11 protein-coding genes are annotated in these 14,876 nt (G+C 43.8%); 8 read left to right on the top strand and 3 right to left on the bottom strand.

Annotated features, from left to right (window positions below):
• The first annotated feature begins 123 nt into the window (after nt 1-123).
• The 3 genes from SNE26_RS02550 to SNE26_RS02560 all read left to right on the top strand — a co-directional run bounded on the left by SNE26_RS02550 (nt 124) and on the right by SNE26_RS02560 (nt 8,344).
• The gene (locus tag SNE26_RS02550) at nt 124-2,688 is read left to right on the top strand and encodes a glycosyl hydrolase 115 family protein (protein WP_321557812.1); all 2,565 of its coding nucleotides are present in this window, start codon (nt 124-126) and stop codon (nt 2,686-2,688) included.
• A gap of 566 nt (nt 2,689-3,254) precedes the next feature.
• Nucleotides 3,255-6,392 carry a SusC/RagA family TonB-linked outer membrane protein gene (locus SNE26_RS02555; RefSeq protein ID WP_321557813.1) on the top strand — a complete coding sequence of 1,046 codons (3,138 nt, stop codon included), beginning with the start codon at nt 3,255-3,257 and terminating at the stop codon, nt 6,390-6,392.
• 14 nt (nt 6,393-6,406) lie between these two features.
• On the top strand, nt 6,407-8,344 hold the full coding sequence (locus SNE26_RS02560; protein ID WP_321557814.1) for a RagB/SusD family nutrient uptake outer membrane protein: 1,938 nt from the start codon (nt 6,407-6,409) through the stop codon (nt 8,342-8,344).
• A 425-nt stretch (nt 8,345-8,769) separates the two neighbouring features.
• Here SNE26_RS02560 and SNE26_RS02565 read toward each other — a convergent pair whose 3' ends face one another.
• A complete protein-coding gene (locus SNE26_RS02565; protein WP_321557815.1) occupies nt 8,770-9,051 on the bottom strand; it encodes a hypothetical protein in 282 nt (93 codons plus the stop codon).
• Between the two features lie 316 nt (nt 9,052-9,367).
• Here SNE26_RS02565 and SNE26_RS02570 point away from each other — a divergent pair, with 316 nt between their 5' ends.
• The 3 genes from SNE26_RS02570 to SNE26_RS02580 are packed head-to-tail and all read left to right on the top strand — an operon-like array spanning nt 9,368 to nt 10,364.
• Complete coding sequence (locus SNE26_RS02570; protein ID WP_321557816.1) at nt 9,368-9,811, top strand: Hsp20/alpha crystallin family protein; 444 nt, start codon at nt 9,368-9,370, stop codon at nt 9,809-9,811.
• 57 nt (nt 9,812-9,868) lie between these two features.
• Nucleotides 9,869-10,183 carry a hypothetical protein gene (locus SNE26_RS02575; RefSeq protein ID WP_321557817.1) on the top strand — a complete coding sequence of 105 codons (315 nt, stop codon included), beginning with the start codon at nt 9,869-9,871 and terminating at the stop codon, nt 10,181-10,183.
• Nucleotides 10,161-10,364 (top strand): hypothetical protein, encoded by a 204-nt coding sequence (locus SNE26_RS02580; RefSeq protein ID WP_321557818.1) that lies wholly within the window; start codon nt 10,161-10,163, stop codon nt 10,362-10,364. Before SNE26_RS02575 ends, SNE26_RS02580 begins: the two co-directional genes overlap by 23 nt.
• 491 nt (nt 10,365-10,855) lie before the next feature.
• Here SNE26_RS02580 and adhP read toward each other — a convergent pair whose 3' ends face one another.
• A complete protein-coding gene (gene adhP, locus SNE26_RS02585) occupies nt 10,856-11,890 on the bottom strand; it encodes an alcohol dehydrogenase AdhP (RefSeq protein WP_321557819.1) in 1,035 nt (344 codons plus the stop codon).
• Nucleotides 11,891-12,045: 155 nt separating this feature from the next.
• Complete coding sequence (locus SNE26_RS02590; protein ID WP_321557820.1) at nt 12,046-12,231, bottom strand: 6-carboxytetrahydropterin synthase; 186 nt, start codon at nt 12,229-12,231, stop codon at nt 12,046-12,048.
• Nucleotides 12,232-12,468: 237 nt separating this feature from the next.
• Between SNE26_RS02590 and SNE26_RS02595 the strand changes: the two genes are divergently transcribed.
• Together SNE26_RS02595 and SNE26_RS02600 are read left to right on the top strand one after the other, a co-directional pair.
• Nucleotides 12,469-13,821, top strand: coding sequence for a hypothetical protein (locus SNE26_RS02595; protein ID WP_321557821.1), 1,353 nt, complete (start codon nt 12,469-12,471; stop codon nt 13,819-13,821).
• A 28-nt stretch (nt 13,822-13,849) separates the two neighbouring features.
• Nucleotides 13,850-14,728 carry a universal stress protein gene (locus SNE26_RS02600; RefSeq protein ID WP_321557822.1) on the top strand — a complete coding sequence of 293 codons (879 nt, stop codon included), beginning with the start codon at nt 13,850-13,852 and terminating at the stop codon, nt 14,726-14,728.
• Nucleotides 14,729-14,876: the final 148 nt, after the last annotated feature.

Raw genomic sequence — 14,876 nt, forward strand, 5'->3', positions numbered from 1 at the left:
ATCCCTTCATATAAGCCGGTTAATAGCTGCCGGCCGGCCTGCGCGGTAGGTTAATGATTCCAATAAGCTCTATATCAATGTGATAAACCGAGCATGTCTTATTTGTTTATTTATATCATCTCAATGAAAAAATTACTTCTTCTGCTGTACAGCCTGTTACCCTGTACCCTTTTTGCACAAATTATTGTTTCAGATCATAAGGATGCCGGAGCATTTCCGGTGTTTGCCAATGGGCAGGCCGCCACGATCATTTACGATAAGGAAGATGATCCCCTGGTACAGATTGTTGCTAATTTATTTGCCGGGGATGTTCAGATGGTGAGCGGCCGTAAACCTGTTTTGTCATCGTCAGTCGGCTCGGCAAATAACCTCATCATTATCGGTACCGTTGGAAAATCCAAACTTCTGCAGCAATTGATCAAGCAAAAAAAGATCGGTGTCGATCAGGTTAAAGGTAAATGGGAAGGTTACCAGGTACAGGTGGTTAAATCCCCTTTTAAAGGGGTTGATCAGGCATTAATTATTGCCGGTAACGATAAAAGAGGCGCGGCTTATGGTGTTTTTGAATTGTCGGGGCAAATGGGGGTTTCGCCCTGGTACTGGTGGGCCGATGTACCGGTAAAGCGGAAGGCTGCAATTTATGTACAAGCCAAACAGCCATTTACAGATGCTCCTAAGGTAAAATACCGCGGTATTTTCATTAATGATGAGGCTCCTGCTTTTTCAAGGTGGACGAAGGAAAAGTTTGGAGGGGTTAACCATTTGGTGTACGAAAAAGTATTTGAGCTGCTGCTTAGATTAAAAGCGAATTACCTTTGGCCGGCTATGTGGAGCAATGCGTTCAATGATGACGATAAAATGGATCCTGTTCTTGCCGATAAATGGGGTATTGTAATGGGTACATCGCATCACGAACCTATGCAGCGCGCGCAGCAGGAATGGAAACGGTATGGCCAGGGGCCGTGGGATTATGAAAAGAATGATTCTCTTTTGCGTAGTTTTTGGCGGCAGGGAATCATTAATATGGGCAAGCATGAAAGCCTGGTTACCATTGGCATGCGTGGGGATGGTGATAAACCCATGACGGAAGGCACGGCGACCGCGTTACTGGAACGAATTGTTAACGATCAGCGTCAAATTATCCGGGAGGTAACCGGAAAACCTGCATCCCAGACACCGCAGATCTGGGCTTTGTATAAAGAAGTACAGGATTATTATGACAAGGGCATGAGGGTTCCGGATGATGTAACCCTGCTGCTGTCGGACGATAACTGGGGTAACATCCGCAAACTCCCTAAATTAAGTGATAAGCCAAGGAGCGGTGGCTACGGCATCTATTATCACTTTGACTATGTAGGTGACCCGCGTAACTACAAGTGGATCAATACCAATAATATTGCCCGGGTGTGGGAACAGATGCACCTGGCCTGGGAGTATAAAGTGAGGCAGGTTTGGGTTGTTAATGTTGGCGATCTCAAACCCATGGAATTTCCAATCTCTTTCTTTCTTGATTATGCATGGAACCCGACGCGATGGGATGAGGATAATTTAAATACCTATTATACCAAATGGGCCGAAAACCAGTTTGGTGCCGAACACGCCAAAGAGATCGGCGACATTATGCGGCTTTATGCCAGGTATACAGCAAGGCGAAAACCGGAACTGGTAGATGCCAACACTTACAGTATCCAAAATTATAATGAGGCGCAAACTGTGGTTAATGAGTTCAATGATCTGCTGGCAAGGGCCGAAAAGGTAAATGCCGAACTATCCCCCGATTATCGCGATGCTTTTTTTGAACTGGTGCTGCACCCCTTAAAAGCAAATGCTAACCTTCATGAAATGTACCAGGCCGTTGCTTTGAACCGCTGGTATGCCGGCAGGAACGACAGGCTGGCAAACAGCTATGCTGATAAGGCAAAAGAGTTTTTTAAAAAAGATTCCTTGATTTCGGTACAGTATAACAGGGACCTTGCCGGTGGTAAATGGGACCATATGATGGACCAGGTACATATCGGTTACAGGACCTGGAATGATCCGCCTGCTAATAAGATGCCCGAAGTGAAATACGTTGCGGCCAATGCTTCTACCGAAAATGCAGCGGTATCAACTGGTGTCATTAAAACTGCCGGATCACTGATACCTCCGAAAACAAAGGAGAAAGTGTTTTTTGAACGGGACGGCTATGTTTCTATAGAAGCAGGGCATTTTAGCAGGGCTGTTAACACAGGTGGCATCAAGTGGAAAGTTATACCGGATATCGGCAGGACGGGCTCCGGGATCAGCTCTTTTCCGGTTACTGCTGCCACACAACAACCAGGGCTTGATCATCCGCATACAGCATATGACTTTTATACTTATGATAGCGGCAACATCCGGGTAGCGGCATATTTTTCACCTACGCTTAATTTTCACAACGAAGAGGAAGGATTGCAATATGCAATTTCTGTTGATGATGAGAAACCTCAGGTTGTTACCATTAACACTTACAAGGATGTAAACGTTTGGCGGGGATGGGTGGCAAATAACATCATCATCAAAAAATCAGATCACCATATTTTAACCCCTGGAAAACATACGCTAAAATACTGGATGGTGCAGCCTGGTGTGGTATTACAAAAATTAGTAGTTGACCTGGGCGGCGAAAAACCAAGTTACCTGGGGCCGCCGGAAACATTGAAGAAATAGCCATTGATAAACAACCCGCTAAGTAACGCGATAGTGGGTTGTTTATAATTTTAAGTGAGCAGTTTAACCGAGAGATCTAAAGATTGTTAAAAAGTTTATATGTTATGTTTCTATGTTATTGAAAATTAGTTTGTTATAGTTTTGATTGCCGCCTTCTGATTTTAACTTTTAATAGCTAAATATGATTTTTTTGAACATTTGCCCTATGTTTTTTGGTAATATCAACTATCGTGATAAACATCAATTACAGAACTTTACGGTGTTTGTAGATGTCAGGTCGATAGACACACCAATTAAATTTTAAACCAATTTAATATTTGATCAGGGGATTTCAATAAGTGGTCGTTTAACCATAAAGGAATTTTTACGTTAAAAAATGCAATCGATTGCGTAGTTATTTCAGGCTTATTGTACAGCGATTCTGAGAGAAGTTTTAAAAAGAAACCAATATTAAACCAATATAATATGATCAAAAAGCAAACGTAGTCCGGGTGTATGGATGCAGTTCCCCGCTGCAACTGGTAAAGTACTAATCAATAATTATTAAATCACTATTTCTTGTTGATATGCAAAAATTTCAACTCATTAAATTTTGGAAAATTATCCTGATCATCGTATCGGTTAATTTGTTTTCCTTATCTCTTTTTGCACAAAACATCGCTTTGCATGGCAAGGTGGTTGATGAAAAAGGAGAAGCCATGGTAGGTGCCACCGTAAAAGTTACGGGTACAACAACTGCCACTACTACAAATATAAGCGGCGACTTTACGCTGAATGTTCCTGCCAATACGCGAAAGATCACCATCTCTTTTGTCGGCTATGCTGATTATGAAAAAACAATAGCAGCCGGGTCGGCTAACTTAGGAGTCATCCCGATGGTGAAAAACTCCGGTAACCTCAATGAGGTGGTAGTAGTAGGATACGGAACTTTAAAGAAACAGGATGTAACCGGAACAATAGCTACTGTTAGCGCCAAAACTTTACAGGAAATTCCCTCGGCCAACGTTTTTGAACAAATGAAAGGCCGCGTAGCCGGTTTGGATGTTGTTAATGGAAACAGTGGACCTGCAATTACTATTCGTGGCAGCCGTACAATAAGCAGCGCCACGGCCGACCAGCCGCTAATTGTGTTAGACGGCCAGCCTTATTATAACTTCATCGAAAACATCAATCCTAATGATATTAAAAGTGTTGATGTATTAAAGGGCGCCTCGGCAACAGCTATTTATGGGTCACGTGCTTCGGGCGGTGTACTTTTAATTACCACCAACAGGGGGCGTGTAGGGCAAACGGTTACGGCTTATGATTCTTATGTAGGTACGAGCAGGCTTGAAGGAAAACTGCAATTACTAAACGGTAAGCAGTTTGCACAGCTCCAGGACGATGCGCTTGCCGGCGCTATAGCGCAGGGCAGCGGCAGTACTAATCCGAATGCACTGACTACGACAGAACTGCAGGCCTTGAATGAAGGTGTAAGTACCGATTGGGCTAAGCTACTTATTAAGCCGGCTATGGTTTGGGATCAGAGCTTAAGGGTATCCGGTGGAAGTGAAAGAACACAGTTTACAGTTGGCGCCGGTTACCGTGTAAACACCGCCCTGGAGCCAAACAACGATACTAAACGTATTTCGTTAAATGCATCTATCGACCATAAGATAAACAAGGTTATCAAATTTGGATTAACCACACTAACCACGCTGCGCCTGATTAACGCTGGCGGAGGAAATCAACTTGGCAATGCCCGGTATATGAGCCCGTTGACCTACCCTTATAATGCCGACGGATCTTTAAATATTTTGCCGCAGGTTGGCCAAATTGATGCTACAGCAATAAACCCTTTAATCCCGGGCCGTTCTCCTGATCAGTATTACAATTATACCCGCGGATTTATTAACAATGACATTGCTTATGCAGAGATTGCCCCGATTGCTCACTTAAAATATCGCTATACCATCAATTATAACTTTTCCCAATCATTACAGGGAACTTATAATGGTATCAACGGGGCCGATATTGTAACTATTGCTAAAACTAACGCAAGTACAACTAACAATTATCAGTACCGCTTAGCCCAGGAGCATTTGCTCACTTATGATAACACCTTTGGAGAGAAGCATTCCATTAACTTTGTAGCAGGTTTTACCTCAGAATTTCAGCATAATGAAAATTCAAATATCAATGCAACAGGTATCCCGTCTGATGCCAACCGGAATGCAAACCTTGGTTTGGCAAGTACCATTACTTCGGTAGGCGGTTCATATACCGAGCAGGGCCTGGTATCCTGGGTTGGCCGCCTTAATTATGCGTTTGATCAGCGGTATAACCTTACGGCTACTATCCGTTCTGATGCTAACTCGGCACTGTCTCCCGGGCATCAGCGCACTACTTATCCGTCTATAGGCTTGGGCTGGGTAATCAGTAATGAAAACTTCATGAAACGGTTTGAGTTTATTGATAACCTGAAATTGCGTGCAGGTTATGGTCAAACCTCAACCACAAACAGTATCGGCCCGTATAACACTTTAGGGCAGCTAAGCTCATCAAAATATCAGTATGGCGGCGTAACCGCCGGCGATGCCCAGGGTGTTCGGGTAACCACATTGGTTAACCAGGACCTCAGCTGGCAAAGAACCAGTGACTATAATATCGCTTTAGATTTTGCCTTACTGAAAAACCGCCTTACCGGTTCAATTGAGGTTTATAAACAAAGAACCACGGGCATTATTTTGCCAAACCAGTTACCAATAACCAATGGTGCCTCTTCACAAATTTCAAACCTGGGCACCTCTGCCAACAAAGGCCTTGAAATTACGCTGAGCAGCCTAAACATTCGTAACCTGGGTGGTTTTTCATGGTCAACCGATTATAACATGGCTTTCAGCCGTGAGCATATTGTTTCCCTGCCGAATGGTGCAACGCAGAACATTGATGCAGGCGAGTTTGTAGGGCAGCCATTGAGCGTAATTTATGATGTGAAAAAAATTGGTATCTGGCAAGCCGGCGAAGCTGCACAAGCTGCTGTTTATGGCGCCAAACCCGGCCAGATCAAAATTCAGGACCTCAACAACGATGGAAAAATTAACTTCCAGGATAACCAGGTCATCGGTAACTTTCAGCCTCAATATACCTTTGGCTTAACCAACCGGTTTAGTTACAAAAACTTTGACCTAAGCATTGTTATCCAGGGCCGCATGAAGTTTACCACCGTTGTGCCATACGTTTCCTCGTCTGACTCCGGCACAAATGGCTGGCAGTTCCTGAACCTGGGGCGACATAATCAACCGGTTATAGATTATTGGACACCAACTAACCCTACCGATGCATTTCCTCAGCCAAACGCTCAGAAACAGGGCAGCTATTACTCCACACTGCAATATTATGACGGTTCGTTCATCAGGGCAAAAAGCATCAATTTAGGCTACAATATTCCGGTTGGAGTAGTCAAAAAGCTGGGCATGACTTCACTGAGGGTGTATGCAAACGTTACTAACCCCTTTGTTATTTACGCGCCTATTATGAAACACAGCTTTTCTGTACCCGATCCCGAATCTGTTTATAACCTTGCTCCCGCTTCGGTATCAGCAAGCGGTAATATAGGCGGTTACAATCCTAACAATGCAAGCAATTTTCCATACCGCGGCGTAGGGATCAGTGCCGGAGAGCAAACACGTGATTTTATTTTGGGCATTAATGCAAGATTTTAATTCAGAAAGCAGCTATGAAAATATTTAATAAAACCAGCTTTATTATTGCTGCAGCAGCAGTATTAACGGCCTCAAGCAGCTGTAAAAAGACACTGGTAGAAACCCCAAGGGCACAGCTTTACCCAAGTTATTTTGGTACGGCAGCAGGCGTTCAGGCAGCGGTTACAGGTGTATACAACGATTTGCGGGGCGCCTTCTCGGGCGAGGGAATTGTGTTTTTTTATAACGGAACAGATGAAAATATTCCCGGCGGCAGCGCCGGAACTAATCCCCCGATACTAAATTCGTACAATGGGATCAATTCATCAAATACACCCGATTTAATGGGTTTATATGTAGACATCAATACGTTAAACGGTGTTTTACAGTATGCATCGTCAATTACCGACGCCACTGCCAGAACACAATATGTTGGCCAGGCAAAGTTTCTTCGGGGCTTCCTGTATTTTTATCTGGTGCAAACCTACGGAGGGCTTACAGCCACGCAGAAAAGCGGGATCCCCTTGCATACTACTTTTATCACCAAGGCCACAACAGCTGATGCGCCGGCGCAACTTGCCGACATCTACAACCTCATCATCCAGGATTTTACAGATGCTGCGGCCGCATTACCCCCTACCATTACCAGTTCAAATCCTTTCTCGGCAGCAGGGGTTGGTAAAACAGCCACGGTTGCGGTTGCAAATGCTTTCCTGGCAAAAGCTTATCTAACCAGGGGATATACGGAGGCTAAGCAAAGCGGCGACTTTCAAAAAGCGGCCGACCTGACTGCAGCACTGATCAACAATAAAGGCACTTACGGTTTGGATTTGTGGCAGGATTATAATGATGTCCATAAACCGGCCAATGATTACGGCAAGGAAAATATGTTTGCTATTGATTATGGTATCACAGATCCTACTTATTCCGGCTATACACAACAGGGCTCGGGGGGCTATGGCATCAATCAGCTTTATGTACTGGCACGCTTTAACTATGTTTCAACCGGGATAGATAACATTGCCGGAATAGATGCGGTTCCGCAAAAGATGAGTGCGAAAACAGGCATGCTGCGTGACGTTTATGGTGGCCGCCCTTACGTACGCCTTGCGCCCAATGTGCCTTATACTATGCAGGTGGCCTTTGCCGACCAGGTTCATGATACCCGCTTTGACGCTACCTTTCAAACATTCTGGATCTGCAATACCAAAGCCGCCGCGGGTACAACCAGCACAGGTGGTTTAAAAGGTGTGCTTACTCCGGCATCCAATGTTTCTTTAACCGCTTACCAGCCGCCGTTAGATGGCGATACGGCTATCCTGATGACAAGCGAGGACGTCACCATGGCCCGGAGAGATGATTTTAAAGGTTTAATCGTCACCCAAAAACAATACAACAATACAGTTTTTCCGACGGTGAAAAAGTTTGATGACCCGCTGCGTACAGGGATCCTTGATTTTTCAAGCAGGCCAATTGCTTTAATGCGTTTTTCGGAGGTTTACCTGATGAATGCAGAAGCCAATTATATGCTGGGCAATACAACTGCAGCTGCAGCTTCCCTGAATACGATCAGGCAGCGGGCGGCTTACCGTACACCGGCCGACGGGCTCTTTATCCCTAAAAATAAATTCAGGGTAACAGCAGCTACCATGGGCGCGGACAATACCACTAATGCCGCGGCAATGGCTTTAACACCTGCACAGCTGGCCCAGCTTTCTGTTCCTAATACCACTTCGGGTTCAACGCTTTGTGGTATGGATTTAATTTTAGAGGAGTACAGCCGCGAGCTTTATGGTGACCCCCGCCGCTGGTATGACCTGGTACGGACACAGCAGTTGGTAAGGCGTGTAAAAATGTATAACGCGCTTGGGGCGCCGAACATCCAGGCTTATCATACGCGCAGGCCAATTCCGCAATCTTTAATTAATAACGTATTGTCGGGTACTCCATATCCGCAAAACAACGGCTATTAAAGATTTCCCCAAAATTACCTCTAATATAAAACTAACGGAGCTGTCATTATTTGACAGCTCCGTTAGTTTTAACGGAATATATTATCCACTTGCAGGACCGGTTTTTTGTTTAAATAAGTAAGTAAAAAGGAAAGCCTTTGGCCTTTCACCAAGTCAGGGTTTGGGGATGGGGTTATTTTTATAGTAATTTGCCTACATATCGATCGACCTTAATTTGGTTGATGGATTAGCCATATTTATCGAAAAAAGATTTTCAGGCAATATAATGTCCGGGTATTTATCCATTATATAAGCCTTTTGAACGGGAACATCAAATGCCCTGATCACGCGTTGGTTAAATGTTTTTACTTTGATAATCTCGTTGTTCGTGCGGAGCAGGATCACCGGTTGCGGCGCTCCGTTTATCTGTACGCTATAATTATAATCTAAGCCCTGGAAATAGATAGTTGTTTCATAGCCAAATTCATAAACCTCTTTGGCTTTTTTGATTTTTTAGTTTTAACGGAAAGGACCAGGTAAAAGATGCCGGCCCAGATTAGCAGTAACGGTACAAATATTATCCAGCCGCCCATGCTGCCAAAAAAAACAACTAACGGGGCTCCAAAGCAAAGGGTAAACATCAATCCAAAACTGGTATAAAATGGTTTGGAATAAAAATAAGTAATCCTTCTGCTTACATCATCTGTTATTAACCTTACAGGTACCATGATTTTGTACTTTGTAATTTAACCAAAATAAAATGGTTATTGTTTTAGGCCCAAAAGGATGGGTAGATTTCAATTTGCTGCAATTCTACCAATGACATGCTGCAGTGAAAATATCACCCATTACTGCTTTATTTAGCGCGACCGTTAAAACGATGGCACATTGAATATTTGTCAGGTCGAACTGAAAAAAATACATTTTTTGTGAAATTTTTTCAGTGATTTCAAGTTGTTTACCCTGCTGGCATTAGCTTTGAACTAAGTGAACCGGTTTAATTAATATAAGTTTTAATCATTAATTTATTAAGGAGGAAGACCTATGACATTGGTTAAATTTAATGCCGACAAAAAGAATAACAGTTCGTTATTACCATCATTTAATGATGTTTTTGAATCAATCTTCAACGATTCTTTTTTTAATGACCGCCTGGTAGCACGCGTTCCCGCAGCTAACATCAGCGAAACCGAGGATCATTATCATGTTGAGCTGGCTGCGCCCGGTCTGAAAAAGGAAGATTTTAAGATCAACCTCGACCGCAATGTGCTGAACATTTCGGTAGAACGTCAAAACGAAAGCAGCGACGTTCAAAAAAATTATAGTAAACGGGAGTATAGTTACAGTTCATTTGTACGTTCGTTTACGTTACCCGACAGCGCCAATGCCGAAAATATTGAGGCTACTTATACAGACGGCGTCCTGAAGATCGATATTGCTAAACGCGAAGAGGCTAAGGCAATACGCAGACAAATCGAAATTAAATAAGTGGGATAGTTTTTTAATTGAGGCTCCTGTTAAAGCAGGAGCCTCTAATTTATAGCTATGGAACTCGGGTTTTATATTTTGCTGAGCGTGAGAACACCGGTGGGATTTGATAGTTATGGGCAGTATTTTTTGGGTAATGACCGAAATTTCGCTGAACTGCTTTTTGACAGCTTTAAGGGAAGGGAACCCTCGGGCCCCGATTTACTGCATATCGACCTGATGGAAACGACGGACGAAATCCCGGTGAAAATCAAGTCGATATCCTGTACACTTGAAGAGTTAACCTGTAATATCAAATTGATTGTCCGGGGTATCTTCCGGCAGAAGAACCTCACAGAATTTAACGGATATGGACAGGCAACAACGGAATGAGATGCTCATCGGTTTGCTCATGATAATGGTGTTATTGGCAGAGATGTTTTTATGGTTTACCAGTCCTGGTCATCGCTTGCCTGAAATGCATCAGAAGATATTGCTCACTGGTGCGCTGCTTTGGATATCGGGCATTCTTTTTCGCATAAACAAGAGCGATAGCGATGACTGGGCGGTATAATTTAAACAGTTGTTCTGCCGTCTTAGCTTCGTGAAAGCTTATCCCTTTCCTGGTTGAACGCAGTTTTCATATACCAGGTTTTTACGCCCGGTTCACTACTGGAATAGCGGTCCCGAAGCAAGTATAATGTTGACGCTGCCCGCAAAAAAAAGAGGCTGTATCATAAATCAAATTGACCGCCCCTGGTGTTGTGTTTACCTATAAATTGAAATTTAGCTGATAATATTTATACAAAAGGGGGTTAACATATTTTTGTATAAAAATCACTTAGTTATTTGATTATTAATTACATATGTAAATGTTAACCCTAAATTCTGTTAACCCTGTTAACTCCCCTGGCCCGTCCGGAAATAGCTATACAGATTTGTGATTAAATCCTATTTTAACTATACAAGATTGTTAGTAGGGCCAATCCAACTTAAAACTATATGTCGCTTAAGTACCTGAATAATTAATATCTAACTTCGTCCAACTTTTGGGGTGCACTTCAATCAGGGTTTAGCTATCTCAAGTACTATCCGCCCGTCTACCTTACCATTTTTCAGGTCGGCCAAAACCGTATTGATATCCTCTAACTTTGCGGTGTGTATGGTGGCTTTAACTTTTCCTTCCACGGCAAAATCTATGGCTTCCTGCAAATCTTTACGGGTACCTACAATTGATCCCCTGATGGTGTAGCGGTTCAGCACGGTTTCAAATATGGGAAGGTCAAAACTACCGGGAGGTAACCCATTCAGCGCGATAGTCCCCTTCCTTCTTAACGCAGATATGCCTTGTTTAAATGCTATGAGCGATACAGCGGTAACCAACACCCCATGCATGCCCCCTGTTTCTTTTTGTAAAAACGTGCCTGGGTCTGTAGTTTTGGCATTAACGGTTAGCTCGGCGCCAAGGCTTTTGGCTAATTCCAGCTTGGTGTCGTCTACATCAATAGCCGCAACATGCATGCCCATGGCTTTGGCATATTGTACAGCTAAATGCCCAAGGCCTCCTATGCCGGAAATAGCCACCCATTCACCGGGTTTGGTTTCTGTTTCTTTCAGGCCTTTGTAAACGGTGACGCCCGCGCAAATAATCGGCGCCATTGCGGTGCAATCCGAGCCTGCCGGGAAATGCCCAACATAACGGGAATCGGCCACCACATACTCTGCATAACCGCCGTCAACGCTATAACCGCCGTTTTTCTGGTCCTTACATAACGTTTCCCAGCCGGTGATACAGAATTCGCAGCATCCGCAGGCGCTGTACAACCACGGTACGCCTACAATATCACCTTCCTTCAGGCCTTTAACATCAGGCCCGAGGGCTACTATATAACCAATGGCCTCGTGGCCGGGGATCAGCGGCATTTTGGGTTTAACCGGCCAGTCGCCGTCTGCTGCGTGCAGGTCGGTATGGCAAACACCACTGGCTATTACTTTAACCAGTATTTCATACCGGCCCGGCTCCCGTACCGGCATTTCTTCTATTTGCAAAGGCTGGCCAAATTCATGCACTACAGCAGCTTTCATTTTTTTGGGTATCATATTTTCAATGGCTTATGATTAATAGTTTATTGATTAATACAAAGCTTGCGGAATTTAGCGGCTTAAATAATGATGGAAATCACCTGCTATTATGATATGGGACATTCAATCACTAAACTGCGGGAAGATCTATAAAAGTGCGAATGATAACTACGCTATTTTCCATCATAAACAACACCAGATGTTGGCGTTTCTTTTAATTCAATTTTAACAAGCCCATTCAATTGCCTGGTTATGCTGTTCCGGATCCATATGGCCAGGTTTTCGGCCGTGGGGTTTCCCAAGCCGGAGACCTCGTTCATAATGGTATGATCCAACTGGGCAACTATGGGTTTCACCACGTGTTGATCAGGGCAAAGTCAAGCACCCATCCTTCGGGCTTTATTACTTAGCCTTTAGCAATGATTTTCGGAGGTTGCCGGTTCTCTCAAGTTTATAATGCTGCGCAATAGTCTTTCCTTATAGGCTTTTTTGGTTAGATGCTGTTTTATAGGTGTTTACAATCAGGTCGATAAGTGACCCTCGTCACTATTTTAATACCCGGCACGCTGCAACTTTACATCATCAAAAACGATGTTATGAAAACATTTGAAACCAATAAAGCTGTCCGTAAAATACCCGTTGTTTTTCTTGTGTTTTTTATAGCGGGTATTACAATTGCTGCAAAGGCCGCCAGGAGCAACACGACCAACCCAAGCAATGCCGATACCTCGGTTACTGCCGAGATCAGCAGGCAACTGAACAATAAACAGGGGAACCAGGGGTTATATTTTCCTTTATCAGTCAAACGTTTTTACAAGCAGCGCGATTCTGCACCCATATGGACGGTGGAGCAAAAAGATCAGAATAAAACCTGGGCCGCAATGCTGCTGATTGATTGTGTATTACAGTTTGGCTTAAGGCATGAGGACTATCATCCCAAAGAATTACTGTATGCTACACTACATACCATACTTGAACAGCCCGGAAAAATAAGTAACAGGCAAATAGCACGGTTTGAGCTCATGCTTACCGATGCGATGTTAGCTTTTATCAATAACCTGCATTTTGGTAAGCTAAACCCTTACTACACACCTGCAAAAATTGACGGGGGCGCAGTTAACGGTTTCGACACTGCCGGGGTTTTAACAAACGCGCTTACACAGCCTGCGTTTATGGATGCGATAGTAAAGGTGCAGCCCGAAAATAAAGATTACCAGGCATTTCAACACCAGTTGTATATGATCAAGGGGGTTTATGATGGCGATTGTTATGAAACGCCTGAGGCTGATGTGCGGAAGATCGCTATCAATATGGAACGGCTGCGCTGGGCTGAGATCAACGACAGCGCTTATATCCAGATCAATATCCCAACGTACTTATTAAAGCTTGTGCGGGCCGATACCACTTTTAGTTTTAAAGTAATTGTAGGGAAACCGGCAACGCCGACACCAGCTTTGGCAACCAGCCTTACCAACTTTGCAACGGCGGCGGGCGCAGAGGTGATAAAAGCAAGGTCGACTGATAAATTCAGTTCCAATAATTTGTCTTTTAACACGGCCGCGGGCGGGAAACGAAAGGCAGGCTCCATCTATTTCATACCCGGCAACGAAGCAGGGATCGAATTGCCGGGTGTGCCGGATCAAGGTTTGTTCAGAAAACAGGCAAGGGCCACAAGCAATGGCAGTATCAGGATTGAACGGGGCGAGGAACTGGCAAAACTGTTATTAAAGGCAGATGGCAACGAAGCCTTTATAAAACCGATGCATAAAGCCCTGATGAATAATGAAGTTAAGGATTTTGTACTGAATAAGCCGCTGCCAATCCGGGTCACTTACATTACAGCAGCCATTGTTGACGGGCAGTTGGTTAAATATAACGACATATATAACCTTGACAACCGGGTTGAAAGCCAGCTTTATAATATCGAACCAAATAATAAAAAACATTAACCATATCCATTAATCAATCCTTTAAGCCATGAAAACTATTTTAGTACCCACCGATTTTTCGGCGCCTGCAAAAAACGCGGCGAACTATGCTATAAACCTTGCGCAAAATATCAAAGCAGGCTTGATATTATGCCATGCCATTAAAATACCTTCGGAAACGCCTATGGCAGCGCAGATAGCCTGGCCTTTAGAAGATTATACCTCGCTCAAAGAAGATGCGGATAAGGAACTGAAGCAACTTTCAATGGCCTTACAACAGGAAACACCTTACGCCGAAGCAGGCTCAAACCGGGGTGTTATCACTACCTGCTGCGATGTAGGTGAGGTGATTGATGTAGTAACAGGCAAAATAGATGAGGAAAAGAGTGTAATGGTTGTTATGGGCATGTCGGGAGCGGGGGCCATGAGCAGGTTTTTTTTAGGGAGCAATACACAGGATATGATCAGCGATGCTACTTTCCCGGTTTTACTGATCCCGTCACAAGTAAAGTATCACCCTGTAAAAAAAATCGCCTTTGCTACCGATTTGAACAGCAGCGATATAGAAATGATCCATTCGGTAGCAAGCCTGGCACGCTATTTTAATGCAGAGTTATTGATAGCCCACGTTACCGATGAGAAATACGAAACAGGTGATGAAAAACAGGAGGTTGAAGCTTTTTTAAATGAAGTTACCTGCAAAGCCAACTACCCTAAAATTTATTACAGGCATATTAAAGCTACCGGCATAATGCGCGGGCTCGATTGGCTCAGCGAACACGGAGTGATCGATATGCTGGTGATGGTACACCGTAAAGTTAACCCGCTTGAGCGCCTGTTTGGCGTCAGTTATACTAAAAAACTTTCGCATCATATTGAAATACCTCTGCTGGTACTGCCGGAAGGGCTTCCGTCGCTGCATTTTTAAAAACGGGCGATGGAAGGGGGCTTATGCTATTGTATAGCAACGCATGCTGGCCTTGTTGTTTAGCTATAAAAAATGATATTCATCACTTTTCCATCCAACAGCTATCATTTTTCAGGTGCCGGATTACAGCCATTTTTGATTTTATAAA

This window comes from Mucilaginibacter sp. cycad4 (assembly GCF_034263275.1).
Taxonomy (GTDB): domain Bacteria; phylum Bacteroidota; class Bacteroidia; order Sphingobacteriales; family Sphingobacteriaceae; genus Mucilaginibacter.

Bases quoted from the DNA above. Each gene is read 5' to 3' on its own strand.
- SNE26_RS02550 (WP_321557812.1), top strand. From the start codon at position 124: ATGAAAAAATTACTTCTTCTGCTGTACAGCCTGTTACCCTGTACCCTT.
- SNE26_RS02555 (WP_321557813.1), top strand. From the start codon at position 3,255: ATGCAAAAATTTCAACTCATTAAATTTTGGAAAATTATCCTGATCATC.
- SNE26_RS02560 (WP_321557814.1), top strand. From the start codon at position 6,407: ATGAAAATATTTAATAAAACCAGCTTTATTATTGCTGCAGCAGCAGTA.
- SNE26_RS02565 (WP_321557815.1), bottom strand. From the start codon at position 9,051: ATGGTACCTGTAAGGTTAATAACAGATGATGTAAGCAGAAGGATTACT.
- SNE26_RS02570 (WP_321557816.1), top strand. From the start codon at position 9,368: ATGACATTGGTTAAATTTAATGCCGACAAAAAGAATAACAGTTCGTTA.
- SNE26_RS02575 (WP_321557817.1), top strand. From the start codon at position 9,869: ATGGAACTCGGGTTTTATATTTTGCTGAGCGTGAGAACACCGGTGGGA.
- SNE26_RS02580 (WP_321557818.1), top strand. From the start codon at position 10,161: ATGGACAGGCAACAACGGAATGAGATGCTCATCGGTTTGCTCATGATA.
- adhP (WP_321557819.1), bottom strand. From the start codon at position 11,890: ATGATACCCAAAAAAATGAAAGCTGCTGTAGTGCATGAATTTGGCCAG.
- SNE26_RS02595 (WP_321557821.1), top strand. From the start codon at position 12,469: ATGAAAACATTTGAAACCAATAAAGCTGTCCGTAAAATACCCGTTGTT.
- SNE26_RS02600 (WP_321557822.1), top strand. From the start codon at position 13,850: ATGAAAACTATTTTAGTACCCACCGATTTTTCGGCGCCTGCAAAAAAC.